The organism is Ruminiclostridium herbifermentans, assembly GCF_005473905.2.
GTDB lineage: Bacteria > Bacillota > Clostridia > Acetivibrionales > DSM-1351 > Ruminiclostridium > Ruminiclostridium herbifermentans.
On record NZ_CP061336.1, the window covers coordinates 1,961,311 to 1,987,641 of the forward strand.

Genomic DNA, 26,331 nt, shown 5'->3' on the forward strand with positions numbered 1-26,331 from the left:
TTTGCTGGGCAATATTAAATTGTGATATAATAAGCTCGAAAAGATAATTTGTACATACATTGTGCTTTTTCGAGCAGCAAAAACCACAAGTGGTTTTTGGAATGTAGAGATATTTGTGCGAACATAGTGCCTTTTCGAGTTGTTGAGATATTTATACTTACATGGTGCTGTTTAGAGCGGTAATAACCTCACATGGTTTTTGCAGTATAGAGATTTTTGTGCGAATATAATGCTTTTTCGAGTTGAAAAACCCACAAGTGTTTGTGCCAATATAGTAACACATTCAGGTGGGTGTGAAATAGGCCCAAGACCTATTGATTTACACTTAAAAGCACTTAGAAGTTTAGGCGCCAAAATAAATGATACTAATGGCGGGTACATAAGTTGTGAAACTGACGGATTAAAAGGTTGTGAAATATATCTCGATTATCCTAGTGTAGGAGCAACTGAAAATGCTATGATAGCTGCAGTATATGCTCAAGGTGATACTATTATCAGAAATGCAGCAAAAGAGCCGGAAATAATAGACTTACAGAATTTCCTTCAAAAAATAGGTGCAAAAGTTACCGGAGCTGGCTCAAGCGTTATTAGGATAAAGGGATACGAGAAAAAATTAACTAAGGTAGAACATACTGTTATTCCAGATAGAATTATATCTGGAACATATATGGTGGCATCTGCTATAACAGGTGGTAATGTAACTATTAAGGACATTATTCCTGAGCACATTATTTCAATTGCATCGGTATTAAGGGATATTGGGTGTCAGATTAATATTAAGAGAAATGATATCCAAGTAATTTCTGGAACTAAGTTAGATGCAATAGAAGTAATCCGAACCTTGCCATACCCTGGATTTCCAACTGATATGCAGGCTCAGATGATGGCATTATTAACTTTATGCAAAGGCACAAGCATTATTATTGAAACTATATTTGAAAGCAGATATAAGCATGTGGATGAGTTGCTGAAAATGGGAGCTAATATCAGAATAGATGGACGTATGGCTGTTATAAAAGGTGTTAACCGACTTAATGGTGCACAGGTAGTAGCAAGGGATTTGCGTGGAGGTGCGGCACTGATTTTGGCTGGTTTGGCTGCGCATGGTGAAACTACTATTACTGGTCTTGAACATATTGACAGAGGCTATTATAAGGTTGAAGAGAAACTGTCTGAATTAGGGGCAGAGATAATAAGGATATAGATACAAATGAAAAATACTTCAAATAATGCCGATTACAAAAAATCAATAAATTTAAAAAGAAAGCGTGCGAGAGCAAAAAGGATCAGAAGGTTATTGCTTACAATTATTATTGTAACTGCTGCTATTATTTTTGCGCGCTCATCTTTTTTTATAGTAGATGAAATTAAAGTAACAGGCAACAAGAAGTATTCGTCTAACGATATAATATTTAATACTGGGCTTATAACAGGACAAAATGTATTTAAAATGTTAGGAGAAAAACCAAAGAATTTAATATCCTTTAGATTTAAAGATAGGGAACAAAATGTTTATGAGTCCATGCCATATGTCAAATCTGTAAGTGTTAGACCTATGTTACCTAAAGCAATAAGAATTAAAATTCAAGAGAGAACTCCTTTTGCAATTCTAGAATATAATGGGACAAGCATATTGATTGATAAGGAAGGATATGCTTTAGAAACCATTAAAAATCCTGACATAAAAAAGAAGTATTTTAAAATAATAGGTACATTGGTGGATAGCTATAATTTGGGACAAGAGGTAAAATTTAAAGGGGAATCTCCATTACAGTTAGTAATATTATTTTGTGATACACTATTAAAAAGTGATAAAAATTCAGATATTAAGTTATATGATAAATTTACTTCTATTAAAGTTTCGGATATAAGTAGTGTAACTGCTAATTTTGAAGGAAGAATAGATGGGGAATTTGGAGACTTAGATAACCTTGAATATGATTTGAAAGTGTTTAAACAAATATTTACAAACAATATTACTAAAAATCAGAAAGGTACATTAGTTTTTTCAACTGGCAGCGAGCACCCATATTTTGTGCCTAAGGATTAGAAAGAGGATTAAAATAGAATTAAATATATTGGTTTACAAAAGATGATACTATATAAGATACAATATGAAAGGAAGATATTATGATACCCATTTTAGGATTAATTGCAGGAATTTTAATAGGGATGTTTATACCAATAACTATTCCATCAGAGTATTTTACATACGTTGCAGTTGCAATACTTGCAGCCTTAGACTCTGTTTTTGGTGGTTTGATAGCAACTATAAATAAAAAGTTTGATATGAGAATTTTTCTGTCAGGTTTTTTTGGGAATGCTCTATTAGCTGCTACTCTGGCTTATATTGGCGACAAATTAGGACTTCAGATTTACCTTGCAGCTATATTTGCATTTGGTAATAGATTGTTTTTAAACTTTGCATTAATTAGAAGATTTGTATTGAATAAGTTCTTCAAAAAAGATAATATAGTTAATGAAGAATAATGAGGCAAAAAGAAGATTTCCTCTACTTCTATAAGTGGCGGATACAGCTTTAGTTTTACACGGTGAAATATCTACAGCCTTGTTGAAATACCGCTGAATCAAATGAGATTTTCTAAAAACTGAAAATTTCATATTGATGCTAGGTATTATAAGTACTTTTGAAGGGTATTTGGTAAGAATATTAGGGGGTCAGTTTTGTGTCTGATATCATTGTAGGAATAGATATAGGTACTTCAAAAGTAAGTACTGTTATCGGTAAGGTTGACAGAGCACTAGAAGTTGAAATTTTAGGTAGGGGCATAGCCTCTTGTACTGGAGTAAAGAAGGGAATAATTATTGACATTGATGCTACGTCTGATTCCATTCGGAATTCTGTCAGAATTGCTGAAGCTCAATCTGAAGTTAAGGTTATTTCAGCATATATAAATATTTCAGGTCTGCATACTAATATAATCAAGCATAGAAATTTTACTAATATTGTTAGCAGTAATAAAGAAATTACAAAAGAGGATGTTCAGAAACTCATTTATTCTGCTGGAACAATATCTATAGCTGAAGACTGTGAAGTTATTGATGTTGTACCAAGTCAATTTATTGTGGATGGATATGATGGAATAATTGATCCTGTTGGTATGAAAGGCTCTATATTAGAAGGCGACTTTGATGTAGTAGTTGGGAAAATAATATCCGTTCAAAATATAATCAGAAGTGTTGAAAAAGCGGGGATTAAAGTTGATGGGCTTGTAGCTGAAGGCTTTGCAGCTGGGGAATGTATTTTGATGCCAGATGAAAAGGACATGGGAGTTATTTTGGTTGATATAGGTGGTGGAACTACAGAAGTAAGTGTATTCAAAAACGAAAAGTTGGTAATGAATCACTGTTTTGCTGTAGGGGGCGATCATATTTCTAATGACCTGTCCATAGCCTTAAAAATGTCTTATGCAGAGTCTGATAGAATAAAGAAACAGTATCAGTTGGCCTCAACAAGACTAATAAAAAATGATCAAGAGATATCTGTAAATGATATAAGTGAGAGTTTCAAGAAAAATATAATGGTATCTGATGCCATAGAAGTAATAGAAGCAAGAGTTTCAGAAATTTTTAGTCTTTGTCACGATATGGTTGAGAAAAAATGTCCAGGAAGCTATGGAGCGGGTGTCGTATTGTCTGGTAATGGTATTGCTGCATTAGATGGTGCATCTCAGCTTGCAAATGAGATTTTTCAATTACCTGTAAGAGTTGCATCACCAAAGCTTAAAGATATTACTTCTTTGGAATATTGTACTGCAGCAGGAATAGTTAAGTTTATTGCAAAACAAGAAAAGGAAGCTAGCACTATTAGTAAAAAAAATATTACAGAGACCAATAAGAAGACTAAAAATAATAGTTTTTTCAAAAAATTACTTATTTCACTCAAAGAATTATTTTATTAGGCAATAAAATCAAAACTTGCCTAATTTAAATTTATAATATATATTATTAATATGTATTTTTATATTTTTTAGATTTATATGAAAAGGATAATTTACAGCGTTTATAATAAAGTTTTATTACCAAAGCTAAAGGGGGATTTACTTTGCTAGATTTTGAAATTGATATGGATCATTTTGCCCAAATAAAGGTTGTTGGTTGTGGTGGTGGAGGAAACAACGCCGTTAACCGCATGATTGATGCCGGACTAAGGGGTGTTGATTTCATTGCTATAAATACAGATAAACAGGCTTTATTTTTATCGAAAGCCAATACAAAGATTCAAATAGGAGATAAGCTTACTAAGGGTCTTGGTGCAGGTGCTAATCCCGAAATCGGGGAAAAAGCTGCTAATGAAAGCAGAGATGAAATCACTCAAGCCATAAAGGGTGCAGATATGGTGTTTGTTACTGCTGGTATGGGTGGTGGAACAGGAACAGGAGCAGCTCCAGTGGTTGCACAGATCGCTAGAGAAATGGGAATTTTGACAGTTGCTGTAGTTACAAAACCATTTATTTTTGAAAGCAGAACCCGTATGCAGCATGCAGAGAGAGGTATTGAAAACCTCAAGAATACTGTTGATTCCTTAGTTACTATTCCTAATGACAGATTGCTGCAAGTTGTAGAAAAGCGTACTACAATGGTAGAGGCATTTAAAATGGCAGATGATGTATTACGTCAAGGTGTACAAGGTATTTCTGACCTAATAGCTGTTCCCGGTTTGGTAAATTTGGACTTTGCTGACGTGAAGACAATAATGCTCAGTTCTGGTTTGGCACATATGGGAGTGGGCAGAGCTTCTGGAGAAAACAGAGCTGAAGATGCAGCTAAGCTAGCTATTTCTAGTCCTCTTTTAGAAACATCAATAGAAGGTGCAAGAAGAGTTTTAGTTAATATTACAGGTGGACCCGATATGGGGTTATTTGAGGTTAATACTGCTGCTGAATTAGTGCAAAAGTCAGCTGATCCTGAGGCAAATATTATATTTGGTGCAGTTATTGATGAAACTATGACAGATGAATTAATGATAACTGTTATAGCAACTGGATTCGAAAGCGGACCAGTATTGAAGAAGTTTGATAAGCCTGCTGAAAAGCCAAAACAAGCTTCAACACCTGAAAACAGTTATTCTGGAAGTACTGTTGAAAAGAGTAATTCAAATGTTGTTTCACCTGATAATGAGCTTGACATTCCTACTTTTTTAAGACGTAATAGATTTAAATAATTGCATTTTATTCAGATTTAAGAATTATTTAGATTATGTAGGTAAAAAGTTAAGGATTTAAGTTATTTACAAAGGCAATAACTATTGGCCATAAAAAGTAGATATATTTTCAATTTAAATAATATTATATAGAGGATATGGAACTTATACAGAATTTAATTTTGATAAGTTCCTATTTTATTGCTTCTATTTTAATAGTGAGGGTAACCTAAATCTCAATGAATTAGGTCTATGTCAATAGTTGAGGTGGAACTGTAAACCGAAATTATATGTTTTTATTCAGCCTATTAAATTTGCTTAGTATGTGGGTGTTACAATAATATTTTAACTTTTATATTTATCATAGACACAAAGTTTTGAGCCAATTCAAAAAGGCTATATTTTAAATTGATGTTCCATTTAGTGTTATAATTTCAGTGAGAATTTAGGCTAGAACTGTAAACTAAAATTATAATTATTAGTCAATTGTGATGTTAACCACAATGAGCTAGATATTGCGTAGCAGTTTATAACTGCTGAACTATTTTGGTTCTATGACAATAGTTGGGCTGTAGCAGTACACTGAACTTTATATGAGCCATTTGCCTAAAAGGTGATAGGCTTTTTGCTTATTTGTAAAGTATTTAGAATTCTAAGTCTGAAATTATCAAAGTTCCTATATCAATATGCTAATAGTTAGCCAATTTGCACTGTTTAGTCACATGCAATGCTATTTTGTCATACGATATTTCTTTTTCTACATTTCATTTTGACAAACTTCTGTTAACACCCTAAGTATAATCTAATGTGTACAACAAATGTCTCACATATATCTGAGAAATGTATCATTTATGCCATACGGGAATACTGGATAAAAGCATATATTTTAGCTTTATCATTTGAGGCAGTAAAACTTATTAGATGAGAAGTTAATTTTCTTAATACACTAAGGGGGCATATGGTCATCAACTTTATAAATCAATAGACTTTTCATTGGGAAATTTGGCTGGTAATATTTGATGGTAATAATTGTATGAATTAGTTTCTGAAAAGCATGATGAATAAATAGATGAATGAATACATAAAATGCGCTCAATAAATATTATATGTTTCATACAAAATTCAATTATAGCCTGAAGAAATAGAAGAACAAAGACAAGGTTAAGCATAAAATAAGAAGAATTTGAATATTAGTAATATAGTAAAAGTTTTGTACAATCTATTTTAACAATTTGCGGGGTATGTACAGTGGGGACTTATTTGGAAGTTTATTGGGATGTTCTTGTTTTAGAGAATTTTGTTATTAATTTTCTTATATTATTGGTGACTGCAAAACTTTCAAGGTTGAGGGTGAGCACCTTACGTTTATTAGCTGGGGCTATTATAGGGGCTCTATATGTTGGGTTTATAATTATTCAGCCTGACTTAAAAGTATACTACACGGCTATTGCTAAAATATTGCTCTCTATGTTTATAGTAGCTGTTACTTTTTCGCCGCGTAAAGTGTTGCAGTTTATCAGAACTTTAGCTATATTCTACATTTCAACATTTATTTTTGCAGGAGCTGCGTTTGCTTTTCTGTTTTTCAGTCATCAGGGTGGCTTTGTTAGAAATGGGATTGTATGCGTTTTTGGACAATCGCAATGGAGTATGCTTGTATTTTCTCTGATTACAGTTGGAATTATTGTAAAGATATTTTTGGAGGTTATTCAGAGCCGACTAACAAAGGAAAATTTGTTAGTGCCTGTTAAAATATCCTTTGATAATAGAGCAATTGATTTATCAGCATTAATAGATACTGGAAATTCATTAAGGGATCCTCTTACTAATATACCTGTTATGGTAGTTGAATTTAAAGCGTTAAAAGAACTTTTACCGCAAGAGATTAAGAGTATATTTGATTGTGCTCAAGAGGAAGATCTAAATTATGTAACAACAATAATTTCTAAGTCAAAATGGTTTTCACGATTCAGGCTGATTCCTTTTTGCTCATTGGGAAAAGAAAATGGTATGCTAATAGGTTTCAAACCAGATTTTATTGAGATAGGTGGCGAGGACGATAAAAGAGGTATAAAAAATGTTATTGTAGGTATATACAACAGGTCATTGTCAAGAAATGAAAAATATAAGGCTTTGCTTGGTCCAGAACTTGTTGCATGACAAATAATAATTTTGTGGCAGTAAGATTATACATAAGATTATACAATGGAGGATTTATTAAACAGAATACTAATAAGTAAGTCAAAATTAGGAGGGGGAACAGGAAATGAAAATTTTAGTTAAAATAAAGATGTTTATTCTTATTAAGTATGAGAATATATTGAGGAGATTTAGACTAGGAGGTTTTTTTCCGGTTCACTATATAGGAGGAAGTGAGGCATTACCACCTCCATTGACTTTGGATGAAGAAAACTACTTGCTTCAAAAGCTTGAACAGAGTGATTATGGTGTTAAAAGTATACTTATAGAAAGAAACCTAAGATTAGTAGTATATATTGCAAGAAAATTCGAAAATACAGGTGTAGGTGTTGAGGATTTAGTATCTATTGGAACAATTGGTTTAATTAAAGCCATTAATACCTTTAATCCTTCAAAAAATATTAAACTTGCTACTTATGCATCAAGATGTATTGAAAATGAAATACTAATGTACTTGAGGAGAAATAATAGAGTTAAGTCTGAAATTTCAATTGACGAGCCTTTAAATATTGACTGGGATGGAAATGAATTGCTTTTGTCAGATATTTTGGGGACTGATAATGACCTTATTCATAGAAGCCTTGAAGAAGAAGTTGATAAAGAATTACTGAATATGGCAATGAAAAAATTGTCATCAAGAGAAAAGAGAATAATGGAGTTGAGATTTGGTCTTTCTAATGAAGCGGAAAAGACTCAGAAAGAGGTTGCAGATATGCTGGGAATATCTCAATCTTACATATCAAGATTAGAAAAAAGGATAATAAGCAGATTAAAAAAGGAAATCAGCAGAATGACTTAAATATCTGGGCTTAGGCTTAAAATGCAGGTTTGTCAAGGTGTTTGAGAAAAATATTTAATTGATTTAACAGTATAAAATTAACCTCTAGGGCAATAATGATATTACATAGTTATTATAGCTCGGGAGGTTTTTATATGCTTATCAATAAAGTTGAAATATGTGGTGTTAATACTTCAAAACTTCCTGTTTTGACAAATGAACAGAAAAAAGTACTTTTTGAAAGAATGCATAAGGGCGATAATTCGGCAAGAGATGAGTTTATAAAGGGAAATCTTCGCCTTGTATTAAGCGTAATTCAGAGATTTAATAACAGAGGAGAGTATGTAGATGATTTATTTCAAGTGGGATGTATTGGGTTAATTAAGGCAATAGATAACTTCGATGTATCACACAATGTTAAATTCTCTACTTATGCAGTTCCCATGATAATTGGAGAAATTCGCAGATATCTAAGAGACAATAACTCCATCAGAGTAAGCCGTTCACTTAGAGATATTGCCTATAAAGCTTTACAGGCTAAAGAAAGACTTACAAACAAAAACTCAAAGGAGCCTACAATTGCTCAACTGGCAGAGGAACTCCAGTTGCCGAAGGAGGATGTAGTATTTGCTCTAGATGCCATTCAAGACCCAATATCACTTTTTGAATCTGTATACCATGATGGTGGGGATGCCATTTTTGTAATGGATCAGGTTAAGGATGAGAAAAACATCGACGAAAACTGGCTTGAGACTATAACCTTAAAAGAAGCAATGAGAAAGTTAAACGACAGAGAAAAGCTGATATTAAATCTTAGGTTTTTCGATGGACGAACTCAGATGGAGGTTGCAGATGAAATTGGTATTTCTCAAGCACAGGTATCAAGATTGGAAAAAACAGCATTAATGCATATGAAGAAATATATATAACATAAAAACATAAATAAGAATATATGTGTTTAAAAATAGTATGCTCCTTTATGCAATAGATAGTTCGTGCTAATGCCACGATTGTTGCAAAAGGAGCATATTCCATTTTTTAAAATTATGTGTAAATGAAGGTGTACAAAGCTTCATATATGAGGTAAAATGAGTTTATGATAAATTATCCTGTTTCCATTCAAATTTGATGGCTCGGGAAAATGCGGAGGTTAAAAATGAAGTGTCCATTTTGTGGTTTTATTGAGGACAAGGTTATAGATTCAAGACCTACAGATGAAGGTTCTGCTATTCGAAGAAGAAGAGAGTGTACAAGATGTTCTAAAAGATTTACTACATATGAAAAGGTTGAGAGTTTGCCATTAATGGTAATAAAAAAAGATAGGTCAAGACAGCCTTTTGATAGAGAGAAACTTATGAATGGGTTATTAAGGGCATGTGAAAAAAGACCTATATCTATAAATGATTTAGAAAAAATGGTAGAAGGTATTGAGACTCAGTTACATAACTCTCTTCAAAGAGAAGTAACTACTGAATACATTGGCGAAATGGTTATGTCAAAGCTTAAGACCATGGACGAAGTAGCGTATGTGAGGTTTGCTTCAGTTTATAGGCAATTTAAAGACATTAATACCTTTATGGACGAATTAAAAAATCTGTTAAGGGACGATAAAAAGGAATAGTTATTTTAAATTTATATATAAGGCTTTATAGCTCACCCAATTAATAGTTGGATGGGCTTTTTTATGTTTCATAATATTCTTCCTAAGCTGTAAAATTCATCAATAAATTTGAACTAAATATTTTTCTAAAGTTACCGATAAAGAAATTGGATAATGTCGAAAAATGACGAATAATATTAATAATACTTGGGGGTATTACAAATGGAGCAGAAAGTTTTCATAATCGAAAATGAAAAAAAAGCAAATCAAGCTACAACTAATATATTATTTGGAGCAACTTTAGCCTTTCCTGCTATAATTATTTTGGGCTTGCTAAAATTTTGGAATTTTGATATGGCAAAACTATATGTGTACTGCTTAATTGGTTCTATATGCACAGTGTCGCCTTATTTATTACGAAAAATTAGAGTAAACAATACTTTCTTAAAATACTATACTATAACAATGTCTGCCGTTGTTATAGGTGTACTTAATCTTAACTATCAGATTGGAATTCGTTTAATGTTTATGTTGCCTATTGCACTAACTTGCATTTATTTTGAAAGAAGACTTACACTAACAGCTCTAGTTCTAGAACTTATAAATATTATTAGCACAAACTACTTTAGATTTATGTCAGACCCTTTATATTCTGAAAATCCATTTGGAAATTACATTTATCACACAGCAGAGTATGTTTTGGAACTTTTAATACTATCTGTAATATTTATTTGGATTGCAAATAGAACAAAGAATCTTCTTAATAGCTTGTCTGATTCGGAAGAACAGTCTTTGGTTTTTATTGATAAATTGAAAGGTATTATGAGTAGTTCTCAAAACGCCTCAGAAACACTATCAACTTCTGTAAAAGAACTTTTATCGGCAATAGAACAAACTACAGCCTCAAATGAAAATATTAACTTCAACGCTGATAGTGCTTCTAAAGGCTGTGAAAAGAATTTACAATATATTGAAAGCACAAATACTACTGTTGCGAATATTTCAGATACTCTTAAGTTAATTTCATCCAAAACCCAGAAGTTATCCGAAGTATCTCAAAATACTTCTTTAGCAGCAGAGGAGAGTGAAAAGGTAATTTTTAATGCCATAAGCAATATGGAGGAAGTTGAACTATCCACTGTACAGAACAAAGACATTATAAATAGTTTAGGAGAAAGATCCAAGGAAGTTGGCAGAATAATAGAAATGATTACTAGCATTGCAGAGCAAACCAACCTTCTTGCATTAAATGCTGCAATAGAATCAGCAAGAGCTGGTGAACATGGTAAAGGGTTTGCTGTAGTCTCTGATGAAATTAGGAAGCTTGCAGAACAATCTGCAAATGCAGCGAAAGATATTTCAAACATAATAAATCAGATACAAAACGATACCGAAAAAGCGGTATATTCTATAGACCAGAGTTACGCAACTATTAAGGTGGGAATTGAATTGGTTAAAAATGCAGGTGATTCTTTCGAAAAATTGAAGAGTTTACAGGCTGTATCCGATCAAGAGATTCAAGAAATTGCTCAAAATAGTAAACAAACTTCAGAATATGGACATGAAATTGCTGAAGTTATTTCCAATACAAAATCAATTACATCTAAGTCACTTGATGAAATAAGAGCAATTGCTTCAGCTACATCGACTCAGACAGCGTTAATGCAGGAGATATTGTCTTCATTTGCTGTAATTGATAATATTGCAGACCAACTATTAAAACTGAGTAACAGCAATGATATTATATAATTTCTTATGTAGATAGTTGTAATTTCTACTTCGAAAAGCATATAAGCATCAAATAAAAGTGGATAACAACTGAGTTAATAAAAAATGCAACTATATTTTTTAGTTGCATTTTTTACGTGCTTTTTTAATTACTATGTGTTTTCTGTTTTGATTGTATCAATTACAATTATTTGATAAAATTATAAATATAGGTAAAACGTGGGCGATAGCATTGGTGGAAGAACGTTATTTTAATAAATCAATTTTTGAAATGAGATAGGCTTCTTAGGGAAATGAAAGGTTTATATATCCTCGAAAAAGGAAAAGAAATACATCTTTTTGAGAGGATTTATCTAGAGAAAGATATGGAATTGGACGGAAAATGAGAAGGCAATTATAATAAAATTTATATGTAATTGAATTTATGTAAAAAAAGATGATTTTTATTTATTTATATGATATAATCCATATTGTGTTAAAAGATTAATTTTTTAAATAATTTCAGGCATCATTTCTATTTACTTCATCTGTCAGAAGAATTCAAAAAGAGTCTTAAAGTTGTTTAAAGATTTAAGCAAATCAATATGTAAAATCTTAAGTATATTTTTATATACAAGTTTCCGTAATTATTACATTCCTTTTAAAAATATAAATACAAGGTAACATAATAGAAAATACGGCTTTTCTATAAGTTGATTTAAACATTTGTAATGTTATAAATATGCAATATAAAATATTGCTAAAATTCTCAAAAAGCATATACATAATATATTTCCTCTAAATATAATATGATTTTTGGAAATTTAGTAATAATCTTTTCAAAGTTATATAAACTTTGTCAGCTTCCTGAATAAATTTATAATTTCTAAGATAAAAACTCTATGATGCCAGCATATCTTGAATTAATCAATAATCTGTCGGACTAAATTGTATGTGGGGAATCTTAATTTTCAGCCAAATGGGTTAAGTTAGCTATACTTTATACTGGGTTCAAGAGCCTGTGCTTACTCGTTTTCTGCCAATTGAGTTTAAACTTGCTAATACCAAGAATTTATAGCTGGATAAGTTAATCCAAGCAATTTATATTCATATCTAAATATTTATTTCACGTAACTTAAAAATATAGCAAATAGCTGTACTTTTATTATGAAAATTCACTATTAATAATTCACTATAAAAAAATTCAATATTATTAAAATTCAATATTAAATAATTCACTATTAAAAAAGAAAAGAGGATCTTAAATGGTTTCAAAAATTAACAGTTGTGCGTTAATGGGAATTGACGGACGAATAGTTTCAGTAGAAACAGATATTAGTAATGGCATACCAGCTTTTGATATTGTAGGCTTAGGTGATACTGCTGTCAGAGAATCGCGGGAAAGAGTACGTGCTGCCATTAAAAACAGTGGAATTGAATTTCCAATAAGGCGAATAACAATTAATTTAGCACCTGCAAATCTTAGAAAGGAGGGGTCAGTTTATGATGTGTCAATAGCTATAGGTATTTTGACCGCATCTGAGATAATAGTTAATAATCAGTTGGATAGCTATATGTTTTTGGGAGAACTTTCTTTAGATGGAGGTATTAAAGCCGTTACAGGGATACTTTCAATGGCAAGCTGTGCTGCTGCAAATGGAATAAAAAACATATTTGTTCCTGAATCAAATGCAGATGAAGCAGCTGTAATTAAAGATGTGAATATTTTACCTGTTAAAACACTTATGTCAATTATTTTGCATCTTAACGGTGAAGAACTTATAACACCATATACTGTGGATATTGACAGCCTTTTTATAAATAGTATTAATTATTCCATAGATTTTAGTGATGTTAAAGGACAAGCCAGTGTAAAGAGAGCAATGGAAGTTGCAGCTTGCGGAGCACATAATATGCTTATGATCGGCTCTCCAGGTAGCGGAAAAACTATGCTGGCGAAGAGGCTTCCTACAATACTGCCTAAGATGACCTTTGAAGAGGCAATTGAAATAACAAAAATATACAGTGTCTCAGGGCTACTTCCGCAAAAGACCTCTTTGATTACAACGAGACCCTTTAGAAGTCCCCATCATACTATATCAGATGTTTCATTAGTAGGAGGCGGGAAGCATATTAAGCCAGGAGAGGTTACGCTGGCACACTATGGAGTTTTATTTCTAGATGAGTTTCCTGAGTTTAGCAAGGAGGCTATAGAAGTATTGCGTCAGCCTTTAGAGGATGGTGAAATCTGCATATCAAGGGTAAATAGCAGCATTACATTTCCTACAAAAACAACATTGATTTGTGCTGCCAATCCATGTAAATGCGGCTATTATCTAGAGTCTTCTAAAAAATGTAATTGTACACCCAAAATGGTTCAACAGTACTTTGGCAAGCTTAGTCAGCCTCTTTTAGATAGGATTGATATTCATGCAGAGGTGCATCCTGTAAAATATGATGATCTCTCGAAAAAAGAACCAGAAGAATCCTCTGCAGTAATTCGCGAAAGAGTAAATAAAGCAAGGAATATACAACTTGACAGATACAAAGGCATGGGGATTTATTCAAATTCAGAATTGTCTCCTTCGTTAATAAAAAAATACTGTGAATTGGACAGATACACCTCAAATTTATTAAAAAAGGCATATGACAAGCTTGGGTTAAGTGCACGGGCTCATAACAGGATACTGAAGGTTGCAAGAACAATTGCAGACATGGATGAATCTGAAACAATAAAATCTGAACATATTGCCGAGGCAATACAGTATAGAAGCTTTGACAGAATAAAGATATAAGCTCGAAAATGCACAATGTATTTTCGAGCACCAAAAATGCGCAAGCTGGTTTTTGCTAGTGTTGGTTTACATATAAAAATTGTGTAGTAAAAATATACCTTTAAAAGTTTTAGTTTTTACCCAAGATAGTGAGTAGGAGGTCAACATGAAAGAAATAGAATATTGGATATGGATATCCTCATTACAGGGGCTAGGTGCTGTTAAGGCAATGGCACTACTTCAAATTTATAAAGCACCAAGAACCATATATTTTATGACAGAACAGGAGTTAAGTGAGATAAATTTTTTAACGGATAAAAATGTTAAAGAGATATTAGATGTTGGAAAAAGAGAACGAGTAGCCGCAATTTATAGTTTAATGGTTAAGCATGATATAAAATTAATAAATATATTTGATGATAGATATCCAAATAATCTCAAACAAATATATGATCCGCCAATTGTTTTGTATTACAAGGGCAAATTCCAAATCAATGACTTTACTATTGCAATTGTAGGCTCAAGAAGAACGACAAATTATGGTGCGTATTCAGCAAAAACTCTATCATATCATTTGGCACTGCGGGGTGTTCAAATTGTCAGCGGTTTAGCAAGGGGGATAGATAGAATTGCCCACGAAGGATGTCTAGATGCTAATGGCAAAACAATAGCTGTTTTGGGCTGCGGGCTTGATAGCATATATCCTCCAGAGAATAAAGGCCTTTTTGAAAATATACTAAAATGTGATGGACTAATCATATCTGAATATCCACCAGGTATGCCTCCACTTCAATATAATTTCCCAGCAAGAAACAGAATAATAAGTGGTCTGTCATCTGGAGTATTAGTTGTAGAAGCCGCTAGAAGAAGTGGTTCATTAATAACAGTCAGTTATGCATTGGAACAAGGAAGAGAGGTTTTTGCAGTACCTGGAAATATAGATTCTGCGTATAGCAATGGAACAAATCAATTGATTAAAGATGGAGCAAAAATGGTAATAAATGTTGAAGATATACTGGAAGAGTTTCAATATGGTGAAATATCAAATAATAGTATTACCCCAAATAATTCTTCTAGGGCAATTAAAAATTATAGTATTTTCAAAGGGCTTAATACCCAAGAAATCCTTATTGTTAAAATTATATCCAATGGAATTCACCATATTGATGAAATAATTGAAAGAAGCAATATATCAGCTAAAGAAGTAAACAATATTTTATTTATGTTAGAAATGAAAGGGATTATTACACAACTGCCGGGTAAGATGTTTGAAATGTGTTTATAGCAAGATTTATATTGAAAAGTTTATTCATACTAATCCATAATTAAGTGTCACTCTAAAGTTTATTAATATTTTGGCAGCAGTAAACTAATTTGTTAAGTAATTATTTACTTTTCATTTTATAAATATCCTGCAACTATAATTTAAACTGAGAAAGTTGAATTGTTATCCTTATACGTTCATCAAGTTATTTGAATTTTTTCCTTATCCGAAACAAAAGCAATCTTGACAATTGAATGATAAGGAAATAAATTTCATATCAATTACATATTTTACCTATAAAAATTAGATACAACTTTATAAATGAGACGTCATATATTGAAATTAGATAATAATACCGATAAAAAATCGGAACTACTGAGCTGTTAATTAATTGTTTTACTCAGTAATGGGTTTAATTGCGGATTTTTGTAAAAAAATCAGAATAATTTTAAAAAATATCTTTCTTATTATTGTCATTAATGGTAAAATTAATGACAAAATTATCTTATTAAGAGGTACATTGTGAATAAAGCGAAAATTTTATCAATTGATGGTGGGGGTATCAGAGGAATTATTCCTGCAATGGTACTGGCTGAAATAGAGAAAATGACATCAAAACCTATATGTAAATTATTTGACTTTATTTCTGGTACATCAACAGGTGGTATAATAACTCTTTGTCTAACTAAGCCATCAAATAATAATCAAGATTTACCTGAGTATAGCGCACAGGATATTGTAAATTTGTATGTAGAAAATGGTAAGAAGATTTTTTCGTCAGATATATTGCACAGGATAATTTCCTTTAATGGCTTATTTGATGAAAAATACAGTTCTGATGGTATCGAGTCACTTTTAAAGAAGTATTTAGGCACATCAAAATTATCAGAATGCTTAACTCGTGTTTTGATACCTTCTTATGAAATTGAACTTAGAAGACCATTCTTTTTTAAGAGTTGGCTTGCGAAAAGCAAAAATGATAAAAAGCATAATTTTTATATGTGGCAGGTAGCAAGAGCTACTTCTGCTGCGCCAACATATTTTGAGCCTTTTAAGCTAGAAATAGATAAAGATACCAATGAGTATTATAGCTTTATTGACGGTGGAGTATTTGCAAATAACCCAGCTATGTGCGCATTTGCAGATGCAAAAGTAATATATAAAAATATAGAAGATATTTTGATTGTTTCTTTAGGCACTGGAGAGTTTACTAAAAGTATACCGCATGATAAAGCAAAAGACTGGGGATTGGCAAAGTGGGCTAAACCAATATTGGATACAATATTTGACGGGGAAAGTGACACTGTTAATTATCAGTTGAGGCAATTGTTAAAACCAAATAATTATTACCGCATTCAAGCTAGTCTTGAACAATTGGGAAAAGACGAAATTGATGATGCTAGTGATAAAAATATACATGAATTAATATTGTTGGGAAAAAGTTTAATAGAAGATTGGCAAAGAAATGGTTATCTAGATAGATTATGTTACAAACTTATTTAGTAAATTTAAATACATAAAGTTAAATTCGCAAAATAAATTATTAATGGATATAAATATTGGGAAAGTAAAAGGTATATGATATGTTTTAGCAGGTTGATATATTTACCAAAAAAGTAAGAATATAGAATAATTTACTATTTTTTATATAGAATTATAAATGTAAGGTTGACAGATTATAAAATCCAGTTTAAATTAGTAGTTGTTTAACAAAAATAATAAATAAGTATTTAAATATATATTTAATAATATTTTTTATTATATTAATACGAGTATACACGGAGGAAAAAGATGGCTGATAACCTGGTTATTGTGGAGTCTCCTGGAAAAGTAAAATCAATTGGAAAGTTTTTAGGCAAAGGGTATAAGGTTGAAGCATCAATCGGACATATTAGAGATTTACCTAAAAGTCAGATTGGTGTGGATATTGAAAATAATTTTGAACCTAAATATATCACTATTCGGGGTAAAGGTGATGTTATTTCAAAACTTAAGAAGGAAGCAAAGGCTGCAAAGAAAATTTATCTTGCAACTGACCCAGATCGAGAGGGAGAGGCGATATCTTGGCATTTAGCCCATATTTTAAACATAGATGAAGGAGAGAAATGCAGGGTTACATTTAATGAAATTACACAAAATGCTGTAAAAAATGCATTAAAGCAGCCAAGAGAAATAGATACAAATCTTGTTGATGCACAGCAAGCAAGACGTGTTTTAGATAGAATAGTTGGTTATAAAATAAGTCCTTTGCTTTGGAAAAAAGTGAAAAAGGGATTAAGTGCCGGCAGAGTTCAATCTGTTGCAACAAAAATGATTTGTGATAGAGAGAAAGAAATTGAGGAATTTACACCAGAGGAATATTGGACAATAGTTTCTAATTTAGAAAAACCCAAAACAAGTCCGGCTTTTGAGGCTAAGTTTTATGGAACCAAAAAAGAAAAAATTGAGTTGACAAATGGTGAACAGGTTAATGCTATCTTAGAAGAAATAGCCCAAAGCAAATATATAGTGCAAAAGGTTAAAGAGCAGGAAAAGAAAAGGGCTGCAGCAGCACCTTTCATCACTAGTACCTTGCAGCAAGAAGCATCAAGAAAATTGGGATTTACAACAAAAAGAACAATGATGGTTGCACAGCAGCTGTATGAAGGTGTGGAAATAAAAGGTCGTGGTTCAGTCGGACTTATAACATATATGAGAACTGATTCAACCAGAATATCAGAGGAAGCGCAAAATGAAGCTAGAAATTATATAAACGCAAAATATGGAAAAGAGTACATTCCAGAGGTTCCTAAGATATATAAAAACAAATCGGCATCTCAGGACGCACACGAGGCTATACGTCCATCTTATATAGATTTGACTCCAGACGATATAAAGGATTCTTTATCATCTGAGCAATATAAAGTTTATAAACTAATTTGGAGCAGGTTTATTGCCAGCCAAATGTCATCTGCGGTTTATGACACTGTTAATGCAGACATTTCTGTTGGTGAGTATTTATTCAAAGCCAATGGTTCAAAAATAAAATTCCCTGGTTTTATGGTCTTATATATTGAGGGCAAGGATGATGAGTCTGATGATGAAACTAATACCCTTCCGCAGTTATTTGAAGGTGATGAACTTATACTGAAAGGCAACTTGCCAAAACAGCACTTTACTCAACCGCCTCCTCGTTATACAGAGGCAACATTAGTAAAATCACTTGAGGAAAGAGGCATTGGCAGACCTAGTACTTATGCTCCTACAATATCTACTATTTTATCTAGGGGATATGTAATTAAAGATAAAAAATGCTTGGTACCTACTGAATTAGGTAAGATTGTCAATGAAATAATGGTAAAACACTTTAAAGACATTGTTAATGCGGAATTTACTGCACAGATGGAGGATAAGCTTGATGCTGTTGCAGAGGGAGAAAAGGCATGGAAAGATGTATTAGAAGAGTTTTATACACCTTTTAAGACAGTGTTAAGTGAAGCTGAAGAAAGTATTGGAAATGTAGAACTGCCTGTAGAGGTTTCTGACATACAGTGTGAAAAGTGCGGAAGATTTATGGTTGTTAAGCAGGGGAGATTTGGTAAATTCTTGGCTTGTCCAGGATTTCCGGAGTGCAGAAACACAAAAGCCATTGTTGAAGAGGCCGGTGTGTTATGCCCAAAATGTCAGGGAAAGGTACTTATAAAGAAGACAAGAAAGGGCAGAAAATATATAGGCTGTGAGAGAAATCCAGAATGCACTTTCATGAGTTGGGATATGCCTAGTAATGAAATTTGCCCTGTCTGTGGAGCATTTATGCTTCAAAAAACTTCTGGTAAAAAAGTGACATTGTATTGCAGTAATGAGAATTGCAGTAGTAATGCTGATTCTGCAATAAAAAATGAAGTGGTTTCAGATAAAGAACCAACAACAAAGAAGAAAGCAGCAACGAAAAAAAGTTCTGCTGCAAAGAAAAAAACAGCAGCCAAAAAAGAAGCTTCAACAAAAAAGAAATCAGCAGATAAAAAAGAAACCACTGTAAAGAAAAAAACAGCAGTAAAAAAAGCAGCTGAAGAAGAAAAGGAAATAGAAGTAAAAAAAGAAGCCGCAGCAAAGAAAAAATCAACTGCAAAAAAGAAAGCTTCAACTAGTAAAAAAGCATAAGTATAGTATATGAATTGAATAGTAATTATGCTATGCAGTACTTAGCAAAGTAATATTTATGTGAACAATTATTAATAGAAGAAAAGTGAAGTAATTTAAACAGATAAGATTAAAACCGGAAGTACAATTGGCTTTCGGTTTAATTTTGTTAAAATGAAGTACTTCTCAATCAACTTTTTCACATGTATTTTCTATCGGTACAGAATAAAATCTATGATTTATGGTTTTTGAAAGTTGCATTCTTTTTAATTTCAGCAAGTAATTTACTATAATATAGTTATGGTTTTTCATGGAAGTACAGCTTTGTAAAAACGAAGACCTTTGTTGTACAAGCTTTCATTGCAGCTTACAATTTATAGGGTAATGTCTGCATAGGTTCTTTAAAAACGTTTTTACAAAATCTTAATAACTTGGAGGTTTATATGAGTAAAACAATAAATGTAATTGGAGCAGGACTAGCGGGATGTGAGGCAGCGTACCAAATTGCCAAAAGAGGAGTAAAGGTTAAGTTATTTGAAATGAAACCTCATAAATATTCTCCTGCACATCATTCTGAAAACTTTGCAGAATTGGTTTGCAGTAATTCACTAAGATCAGATCAATTGGAAAATGCAGTAGGTTTATTAAAAGAAGAGTTGCGATTAATGGATTCCTTAATATTAAAGGCGGCAGATGCGACAAGAGTTCCGGCAGGTGGAGCATTAGCGGTTGATAGAGAAGGCTTCTCAGAATATATTACTAATGCTATAAAGAATATGGAAAATATAGAAATTATCTATGGAGAACAAGAGAGAATTCCCGATGATAATATAACTATTGTTGCAACTGGTCCATTAACCTCTGAAGCTATGTTTAATCATATAAGAGAGCTAATTGGAGAAGATTACCTTCACTTTTTTGATGCTGCTGCTCCCATTGTTACGTTTGATTCTATTAATATGGACAAGGCATTTAAGGCAGCTAGATATGGAAAAGGATCAGAAGATTATATTAATTGTCCAATGAATAAAGAAGAGTATGAAATATTCTACAATGCTTTAATTAGTGCTGAACTGGCAGAGGTAAAGGAATTTGAAAAGAATATGGTTTTTGAGGGGTGTATGCCTATAGAAAGCATGGCAAGCAGAGGGAAGGATACTATGAGATATGGTCCGCTAAAACCTGTAGGACTAATGGACCCAAGAACAGATGTAAAACCCTATGCAGTAGTTCAACTTAGACAAGATAATAAAAATGGAACACTATATAATATAGTAGGATTTCAAACGCATTTGAAATGGCCTGAGCAAAAAAGAGTATTTAGATTAATTCCTGGTTTGGAAAATGCTGAATTTGTAAGATATGGCGTAATGCATAGAAATACTTATATAAATTCACCTAAACTATTAGATAACACATATAAATTAAAAAGCAGAGATAATATTTATTTCGCTGGTCAAATTACAGGAGTAGAGGGTTATATTGAATCGACAGCTTCAGGTTTTGTCGCAGGAATAAACGCTTGTGCTAAATGCCTTAATAAGGAAAATATAGTTTTCCCAGCTAATACTTCTATTGGTGCTTTAAGCCACTATATTTCTGATTCTAGCGTGAAAAATTTCCAACCTATGAACGTAAATTTTGGATTATTTAACGGCGTAGATACCAGTATTAGAGATAAAAGGAAAAGAAACTCTCAAATAGCACAAAAATCTCTCGAGATAGTGGAATATATTTACAATAATTATGAAAAATAGTGAGTAATTAGTCCTATTATCGCCTATAATCAACTTAATTTGTTGTTTTTTTATTTTTAGTATGCTAAAATTTATCTAATAATATGTGGTTGCACATTTACATCTTGTAGGAGCGTGATTATTTTGATTCAGGGGTTATATGGAAAGAGTAATATAATGGAGAAGGCACTTAATGCTTCTATAGCTAGAAATGATGCTATTTCACAAAACATAGCAAATGTTGACACTCCAAACTATAAGAGAAAAGATGTTGCATTTGAACAGTATTTTGCTGATTCTTTAAATAGAGCAAATATGAATGATGTGGACGATATTCAGCCTACTATTATAGAAGACAAATCAGATAACAAAATGCGTATTGACGGAAACAATGTTGATATTGACAGTGAAATGTCTTATTTGGCGAAAAACACAATTAAGTATAATGCATTGGTACAATTAATAAATAGTAACTTCAGTAGAATAAAAAATGTTATTAGAGAAGGGAAATGATAAATAATGGGTTTCTTTAGTTCACTTGACATTGGGGCATCAGGTTTAACTGCCCAAAGAGTAAGAATGGATATTATTTCTCAAAATATTGCAAATGTAAACACAACTAGAACAGAGGATGGAACTCCTTACAGAAGAAAAGATGTATTATTTGAGGAGCGCACAGGTTCTTTTTCTGATGTATTGGCAGCCGCTAGTGATAAATTATCAAACGGTCAAGGTGTTCGAGTGACAAAAATTGTCGAAGACACTTCAGAATTTAAAAAAGTATATGATCCTGGACATCCTGACGCTGATGAAGATGGTTATGTAAATATGCCTAATGTAGATGTTGTTACAGAAATGGTAAATATGATATCAGCATCAAGGTCATATGAAGCTAATGTTACATCAATAAATGCTACAAAATCTATGGCAATGAAAGCATTAGAAATAGGTAAGTAAATAATAGGAATTTGATATAATTAGCCCTTTTATAAAGGTAATATTATTGAGTAGCTTTCAAGAGAGTGGTTTTAAGCTCTGAATAGCAGAGGGCTCTACACTTATAGTTTTATTAATTTAATGCTTAAAAAATGCGTGGGAGGGTATTATGGCAATTGATAGCATTTCACAGATAAAGCAGCTAATACCAGATAACATCGGAATAAGTGGAGCTGTTAACAAAGATAATTCAGCTGGGGTTAGTTTTGGTGAATATTTAAACTCAGCTCTTATGAAGGTTACTGACTTGGAAAATCATGCAGCTCAATTAAAAGAAGATTTTGCATTAGGAAAAACAGATAATATTCCTGAGGTATTAATTGCAGGTGAGAAAGCAAATATAGCTTTGCAATTCACTATGTCAATAAGAAATAAAATAATGGAAGCATATACAGAAATCATGAGAATGCAGATATAGCAAAAAGCAGAGCTTTCGCGATTGACTTTTTTAATACAGTATTTTGTTTTACAAAGGGGTTAAATGCTGTACTAAAGATAAATTAATACAATATTGGGGTGGTAGTTTTGCCAGAATTCTTATCAAATATACTTAAACCTATAATTGACTTTTGGAAGGGTTTAGAGAAATCTCAAAAAGTCAGAATATATATAACAGCAGGAATTGTTACAGTCGCTGTAGGTTTAGGATTATATTTACTAACAAGACCAACTTATACTACAGTAATTGAAAATGCTAATTCAACAGATATTGCTGAAATGCAGAAGATATTAAAAGACAAAGGTATTCCATATAAATTGACAGACAATAAATCAGGCATAATTGTTGATGTTAAAGACAGCGATACTGCTCACTTAGAATTAGCAACTGCTGGTTACCCTAAGAACGGGTTAACATTTGCAGATGCTCTCGGCAATATAAAAATAAATACAACTGAGAGTGATAAGAAGCACATATGGCAAGAACTTGATGAATCTGATATTGCCAGACAGCTTAAATTAATTCAAAATGTTAAGGATGCTAGTGTTACTATAACTGTACCAGAAGATACTTTATTTATAGATTCTACAAGTAATAAAGATGCAAAAGCGTCTGTAGTTATTACCCGAAATGGAGAGATTACTCCAAAACAGGCTGAAAGTATTATAAAAGTAGTTGCCAGCAGTGTAGAAGGATTAGATCCTTCAAATGTTACTGTTATAGATGAAGAAGGTAATCCTTTAAATCCAGAAACAGATAGCACTATGGATAAAACATCTACAAAATACGAAATGAAGCTAAAAGTAAAAACAGATCTTGAAAAAAATCTTAGAAATGTGCTCAACGGTCAACAATTTGACAGCTTTGATACAGCTAAAGTTGTTGTAAACCCGATACTTGATTTTGACACGTTGACTCAATCGTCAAAAGAATTCTCAAATCCAAATGGTATGGACTCCGGAGCAGTCTTGACAAAGGATGTACTCAAGGAGGAACTTACTAATGGGACTTCGGGAGGAACAATTGGTATGGATGCAAATCCTGGAACAGTACCATCCTATCCGAATGGTTCTACTGATGCAGAATCCTATAAAAAGTCAGATATTAAAGAGACTTATACCTATAATCAGTTAGAAAAGCAGAGTGAAAAGTCATTGGGAGAAGTTGTTCCAGAAAAAACCACTGCTGCTGTTACTTTGCTGTATGGAAACAGGGTTACGGATGATTCAAAATTAACAGATGAGTTAATAGCACAGGTACAGGAGATTGCAAGTAAAGCGACAGGTATACCTGTTGAAAATATTGCTGTTACAAAATTAAAGATTCAGCCAAAAGTTGAAGAAATCCCAACGACAGCTGAAGTAGTAAAAGGTTTGCTTTCAGAGTATGGCTTATTAGCATTGTTACTGTTAATGCTTATTGCATTAGTTATTATTGCAATTCCGAGAAGAAGCAAACAAGTTGTACCAGAGCCAGTTTTAGCTGGTGTTGATGAGGTTGTTTCACCAAAATATAATATTAATGATTTGAGACAAGAACCAGTTCCTGAAATAGATATAGAAGAAAGATCAGAAGTAAAGAAACAGTTAGAGAAGTTTGTAAAGCAAAAACCAGATGCGGTTGCTCAATTGCTTAGAAATTGGTTAACAGATGATTATGAATAAGATGATTTTATGGGTAAAGGCATCTTAAAAGTAGACATAATATTTTTGTGGGGTGAAGAACTTGACTAGAGCTAGTTCGAAGACTGAATACAGCGGAAGAGAGAAAGCAGCAATGTTGCTTATTTCATTAGGCCCTGATAAGTCAGCTGAAATTTTTAAACATTTAAAAGAAGAGGAAATAGAACAATTAACTCTTGAGATAGCTAATATTAGGTCAGTTAGTCCAGAGGAGAAAGAAAGGGTTCTTGATGAATTCTATCAAATTTGTCTTGCTCAGGAATATATTGCTGAAGGTGGTATAGGATATGCAAAGGATATTCTAGAAAAAGCGCTTGGCTCGCAAAAGGCGATTGATATTATTAATAAGCTGACTGTTTCATTACAAGTTAGACCTTTTGACTTTGTTCGAAAAACAGACCCTACTCAGCTGTTAAACTTTATTCAAGGTGAACATCCACAGACAATTGCATTAATTTTATCTTATTTAAAACCGCATCAAGCATCTGTAGTACTTTCAGCTTTACCACAAGATAAGCAAGCAGATGTTGCAAGAAGAATTGCAACTATGGATAGAACATCTCCTGATGTAATTAAAGAAGTAGAGCGTATTTTGGAAAAGAAGCTTTCTTCATTAGTTACAGAGGATTATACTGCTGCTGGAGGAGTTCAGGCAATTGTAGATATCCTTAACTCCGTTGACAGAGGTACAGAAAAGTTTATTATGGAAACATTAGAAATAGAAGATACAGATTTAGCTGAAGAAATTAAGAGACGTATGTTCGTATTTGAAGATATTCTTACTCTTGACGGAAGGTCTATTCAGAGATTCCTTAGAGAAGTTGATAATAATCAGCTCGCAGTTGCTCTTAAGGGCGCAACAGACGATGTTCAGAGACTTATTTTCTCAAATATGTCTAAGCGCTTAAGTGAAATGATTAAAGAGGATCTGGAATTTATGGGACCTGTTAGACTTAAGGATGTTGAAGAAGCTCAACAGAAGATTGTTAACATAATACGTAAACTGGAGGATGCTGGTGAGATAGTTATTTCCAGAGGCGGAGGAGATGAAATAATTGTCTAGTAATAGAATATTCAAAAATCATCAAGTTAGTGTTGGTATGCCTTTTCAAATATTAAATCCAGTAACATATCAACCACCGGTTGTTAAAATAAAGAATTTAGACCAAGAACAGCCTGAAGAGGTAGAAGAGATTGATTATAAGGCTATTGGAGAGGAAATAGTTAATAAAGCAAAGGAAGAAGCAGATCTTATTGTTAAAGAAGCACTTCTTGAGGCAAAGGATATTATTTCTAAAGCAAACCTTGAGATAGAAGAACTAGTAAATAAAGTAACTAATGAGGCAAGAGAAGAAGGATATAATCAAGGTATTGCTCAAGCAAAGCAGGAGTATGAGCAATTGATTGAAGAAGCCCAAAGTATTAAAGAACAGGCAAGTGTGGAATATAAAAATGTCCTTGATTCTTTGGAATCTGATGCTGTAAATACTATTCTAGAAATTGCAAAAAAAGTTATTAGCAAAGAGTTAGAGTGTAAGCAAAACATCTTACTTTTAGTTAAAGATGCTTTTGAAAAGTGCTCAAAAGATCGTAAGGCTGTTTTAAGACTTAATGAGCAGGATTATAATTATGTAAATGAAAATAAAGAAGAACTTTTTTCAATGCTGGAAAGATCTGAGGAAACAGAAATAAAGAAAGATTTGTCTTTAAAAGAAGGTGGCTGCATAATTGATACTTCACTTGGAAGTATTGATGCTAGTGCTGACACTAAATTTGAAAAGATTGAGAATGATTTTAGAAGTATTTTAGGTGAGAAAATAGATTAAGGTACGCTTATATGTGTACCTTATGTTTTATAAATATTCATTGCATC

General features: G+C 32.4%; 21 protein-coding genes. All 21 read left to right on the top strand.

Translation table 11 applies throughout. The features are described 5' to 3' along the window. The first annotated feature begins 229 nt into the window (after positions 1-229). The 21 genes from murA (at position 230) to EHE19_RS08280 (ending at position 26,284) form a co-directional block, all read left to right on the top strand. A complete protein-coding gene (gene murA / locus EHE19_RS08180; RefSeq protein ID WP_137696403.1) occupies positions 230-1,204 on the top strand; it encodes a UDP-N-acetylglucosamine 1-carboxyvinyltransferase in 975 nt (324 codons plus the stop codon). Positions 1,205-1,210: 6 nt separating this feature from the next. Continuing rightward, the gene (locus EHE19_RS08185) at positions 1,211-2,050 is read left to right on the top strand and encodes a cell division protein FtsQ/DivIB (protein WP_137696402.1); all 840 of its coding nucleotides are present in this window, start codon (positions 1,211-1,213) and stop codon (positions 2,048-2,050) included. Positions 2,051-2,130: 80 nt separating this feature from the next. Then, positions 2,131-2,490 carry a small basic family protein gene (locus tag EHE19_RS08190; protein ID WP_137696401.1) on the top strand — a complete coding sequence of 120 codons (360 nt, stop codon included), beginning with the start codon at positions 2,131-2,133 and terminating at the stop codon, positions 2,488-2,490. 197 nt (positions 2,491-2,687) lie between these two features. Further along, positions 2,688-3,923 carry a cell division protein FtsA gene (gene ftsA / locus EHE19_RS08195; RefSeq protein ID WP_137696400.1) on the top strand — a complete coding sequence of 412 codons (1,236 nt, stop codon included), beginning with the start codon at positions 2,688-2,690 and terminating at the stop codon, positions 3,921-3,923. A gap of 143 nt (positions 3,924-4,066) precedes the next feature. Next, positions 4,067-5,185 (top strand): cell division protein FtsZ, encoded by a 1,119-nt coding sequence (gene ftsZ / locus EHE19_RS08200; protein WP_137696399.1) that lies wholly within the window; start codon positions 4,067-4,069, stop codon positions 5,183-5,185. Between the two features lie 1,227 nt (positions 5,186-6,412). Then, positions 6,413-7,324, top strand: a complete 912-nt coding sequence (gene spoIIGA, locus EHE19_RS08205) for a sigma-E processing peptidase SpoIIGA (protein ID WP_244648359.1) — start codon at positions 6,413-6,415, stop codon at positions 7,322-7,324. A gap of 106 nt (positions 7,325-7,430) precedes the next feature. Continuing rightward, on the top strand, positions 7,431-8,162 hold the full coding sequence (gene sigE, locus EHE19_RS08210) for an RNA polymerase sporulation sigma factor SigE (RefSeq protein WP_137696398.1): 732 nt from the start codon (positions 7,431-7,433) through the stop codon (positions 8,160-8,162). A gap of 134 nt (positions 8,163-8,296) precedes the next feature. After that, entirely contained in the window at positions 8,297-9,070 is a 774-nt protein-coding gene (gene sigG / locus EHE19_RS08215) for an RNA polymerase sporulation sigma factor SigG (RefSeq protein WP_137696397.1), read from the top strand. A 227-nt stretch (positions 9,071-9,297) separates the two neighbouring features. Further along, positions 9,298-9,762 carry a transcriptional regulator NrdR gene (gene nrdR, locus EHE19_RS08220; RefSeq protein ID WP_137696396.1) on the top strand — a complete coding sequence of 155 codons (465 nt, stop codon included), beginning with the start codon at positions 9,298-9,300 and terminating at the stop codon, positions 9,760-9,762. A gap of 201 nt (positions 9,763-9,963) precedes the next feature. Continuing rightward, complete coding sequence (locus EHE19_RS08225) at positions 9,964-11,490, top strand: methyl-accepting chemotaxis protein (RefSeq protein WP_137696395.1); 1,527 nt, start codon at positions 9,964-9,966, stop codon at positions 11,488-11,490. A 1,223-nt stretch (positions 11,491-12,713) separates the two neighbouring features. After that, on the top strand, positions 12,714-14,243 hold the full coding sequence (locus tag EHE19_RS08230; RefSeq protein ID WP_137696394.1) for a YifB family Mg chelatase-like AAA ATPase: 1,530 nt from the start codon (positions 12,714-12,716) through the stop codon (positions 14,241-14,243). Positions 14,244-14,388: 145 nt separating this feature from the next. Beyond that, the gene (dprA, locus tag EHE19_RS08235; protein ID WP_137696393.1) at positions 14,389-15,507 is read left to right on the top strand and encodes a DNA-processing protein DprA; all 1,119 of its coding nucleotides are present in this window, start codon (positions 14,389-14,391) and stop codon (positions 15,505-15,507) included. 501 nt (positions 15,508-16,008) lie between these two features. Then, the gene (locus EHE19_RS08240; protein WP_137696392.1) at positions 16,009-16,989 is read left to right on the top strand and encodes a CBASS cGAMP-activated phospholipase; all 981 of its coding nucleotides are present in this window, start codon (positions 16,009-16,011) and stop codon (positions 16,987-16,989) included. A 288-nt stretch (positions 16,990-17,277) separates the two neighbouring features. After that, positions 17,278-19,626, top strand: a complete 2,349-nt coding sequence (gene topA, locus EHE19_RS08245) for a type I DNA topoisomerase (RefSeq protein ID WP_137696391.1) — start codon at positions 17,278-17,280, stop codon at positions 19,624-19,626. Positions 19,627-20,048: 422 nt separating this feature from the next. Further along, positions 20,049-21,362, top strand: coding sequence for a methylenetetrahydrofolate--tRNA-(uracil(54)-C(5))-methyltransferase (FADH(2)-oxidizing) TrmFO (trmFO, locus tag EHE19_RS08250; protein ID WP_137696390.1), 1,314 nt, complete (start codon positions 20,049-20,051; stop codon positions 21,360-21,362). Between the two features lie 123 nt (positions 21,363-21,485). Then, the gene (gene flgB / locus EHE19_RS08255) at positions 21,486-21,854 is read left to right on the top strand and encodes a flagellar basal body rod protein FlgB (protein ID WP_137696389.1); all 369 of its coding nucleotides are present in this window, start codon (positions 21,486-21,488) and stop codon (positions 21,852-21,854) included. 6 nt (positions 21,855-21,860) lie between these two features. Beyond that, positions 21,861-22,298, top strand: coding sequence for a flagellar basal body rod protein FlgC (gene flgC / locus EHE19_RS08260; RefSeq protein WP_137696388.1), 438 nt, complete (start codon positions 21,861-21,863; stop codon positions 22,296-22,298). A 148-nt stretch (positions 22,299-22,446) separates the two neighbouring features. Continuing rightward, positions 22,447-22,755, top strand: a complete 309-nt coding sequence (gene fliE / locus EHE19_RS08265; protein ID WP_137696387.1) for a flagellar hook-basal body complex protein FliE — start codon at positions 22,447-22,449, stop codon at positions 22,753-22,755. Between the two features lie 98 nt (positions 22,756-22,853). Next, positions 22,854-24,440, top strand: coding sequence for a flagellar basal-body MS-ring/collar protein FliF (fliF, locus tag EHE19_RS08270; protein ID WP_244648360.1), 1,587 nt, complete (start codon positions 22,854-22,856; stop codon positions 24,438-24,440). Between the two features lie 52 nt (positions 24,441-24,492). Further along, positions 24,493-25,521, top strand: a complete 1,029-nt coding sequence (gene fliG, locus EHE19_RS08275; RefSeq protein WP_137696385.1) for a flagellar motor switch protein FliG — start codon at positions 24,493-24,495, stop codon at positions 25,519-25,521. Next, positions 25,514-26,284 (top strand): FliH/SctL family protein, encoded by a 771-nt coding sequence (locus EHE19_RS08280; RefSeq protein ID WP_244648361.1) that lies wholly within the window; start codon positions 25,514-25,516, stop codon positions 26,282-26,284. The genes fliG and EHE19_RS08280 overlap by 8 nt, the downstream gene beginning before the upstream one ends. Positions 26,285-26,331 lie beyond the last annotated feature (47 nt).

What these genes read in the sequence shown, in the direction of transcription:
- murA (WP_137696403.1), top strand. Translation starts at nt 230, where the DNA reads ATGCTTTTTCGAGTTGAAAAACCCACAAGTGTTTGTGCCAATATAGTA.
- EHE19_RS08185 (WP_137696402.1), top strand. Translation starts at nt 1,211, where the DNA reads ATGAAAAATACTTCAAATAATGCCGATTACAAAAAATCAATAAATTTA.
- EHE19_RS08190 (WP_137696401.1), top strand. Translation starts at nt 2,131, where the DNA reads ATGATACCCATTTTAGGATTAATTGCAGGAATTTTAATAGGGATGTTT.
- sigE (WP_137696398.1), top strand. Translation starts at nt 7,431, where the DNA reads ATGAAAATTTTAGTTAAAATAAAGATGTTTATTCTTATTAAGTATGAG.
- sigG (WP_137696397.1), top strand. Translation starts at nt 8,297, where the DNA reads ATGCTTATCAATAAAGTTGAAATATGTGGTGTTAATACTTCAAAACTT.
- nrdR (WP_137696396.1), top strand. Translation starts at nt 9,298, where the DNA reads ATGAAGTGTCCATTTTGTGGTTTTATTGAGGACAAGGTTATAGATTCA.
- EHE19_RS08225 (WP_137696395.1), top strand. Translation starts at nt 9,964, where the DNA reads ATGGAGCAGAAAGTTTTCATAATCGAAAATGAAAAAAAAGCAAATCAA.
- EHE19_RS08230 (WP_137696394.1), top strand. Translation starts at nt 12,714, where the DNA reads ATGGTTTCAAAAATTAACAGTTGTGCGTTAATGGGAATTGACGGACGA.
- dprA (WP_137696393.1), top strand. Translation starts at nt 14,389, where the DNA reads ATGAAAGAAATAGAATATTGGATATGGATATCCTCATTACAGGGGCTA.
- topA (WP_137696391.1), top strand. Translation starts at nt 17,278, where the DNA reads ATGGCTGATAACCTGGTTATTGTGGAGTCTCCTGGAAAAGTAAAATCA.
- trmFO (WP_137696390.1), top strand. Translation starts at nt 20,049, where the DNA reads ATGAGTAAAACAATAAATGTAATTGGAGCAGGACTAGCGGGATGTGAG.
- flgC (WP_137696388.1), top strand. Translation starts at nt 21,861, where the DNA reads ATGGGTTTCTTTAGTTCACTTGACATTGGGGCATCAGGTTTAACTGCC.
- fliE (WP_137696387.1), top strand. Translation starts at nt 22,447, where the DNA reads ATGGCAATTGATAGCATTTCACAGATAAAGCAGCTAATACCAGATAAC.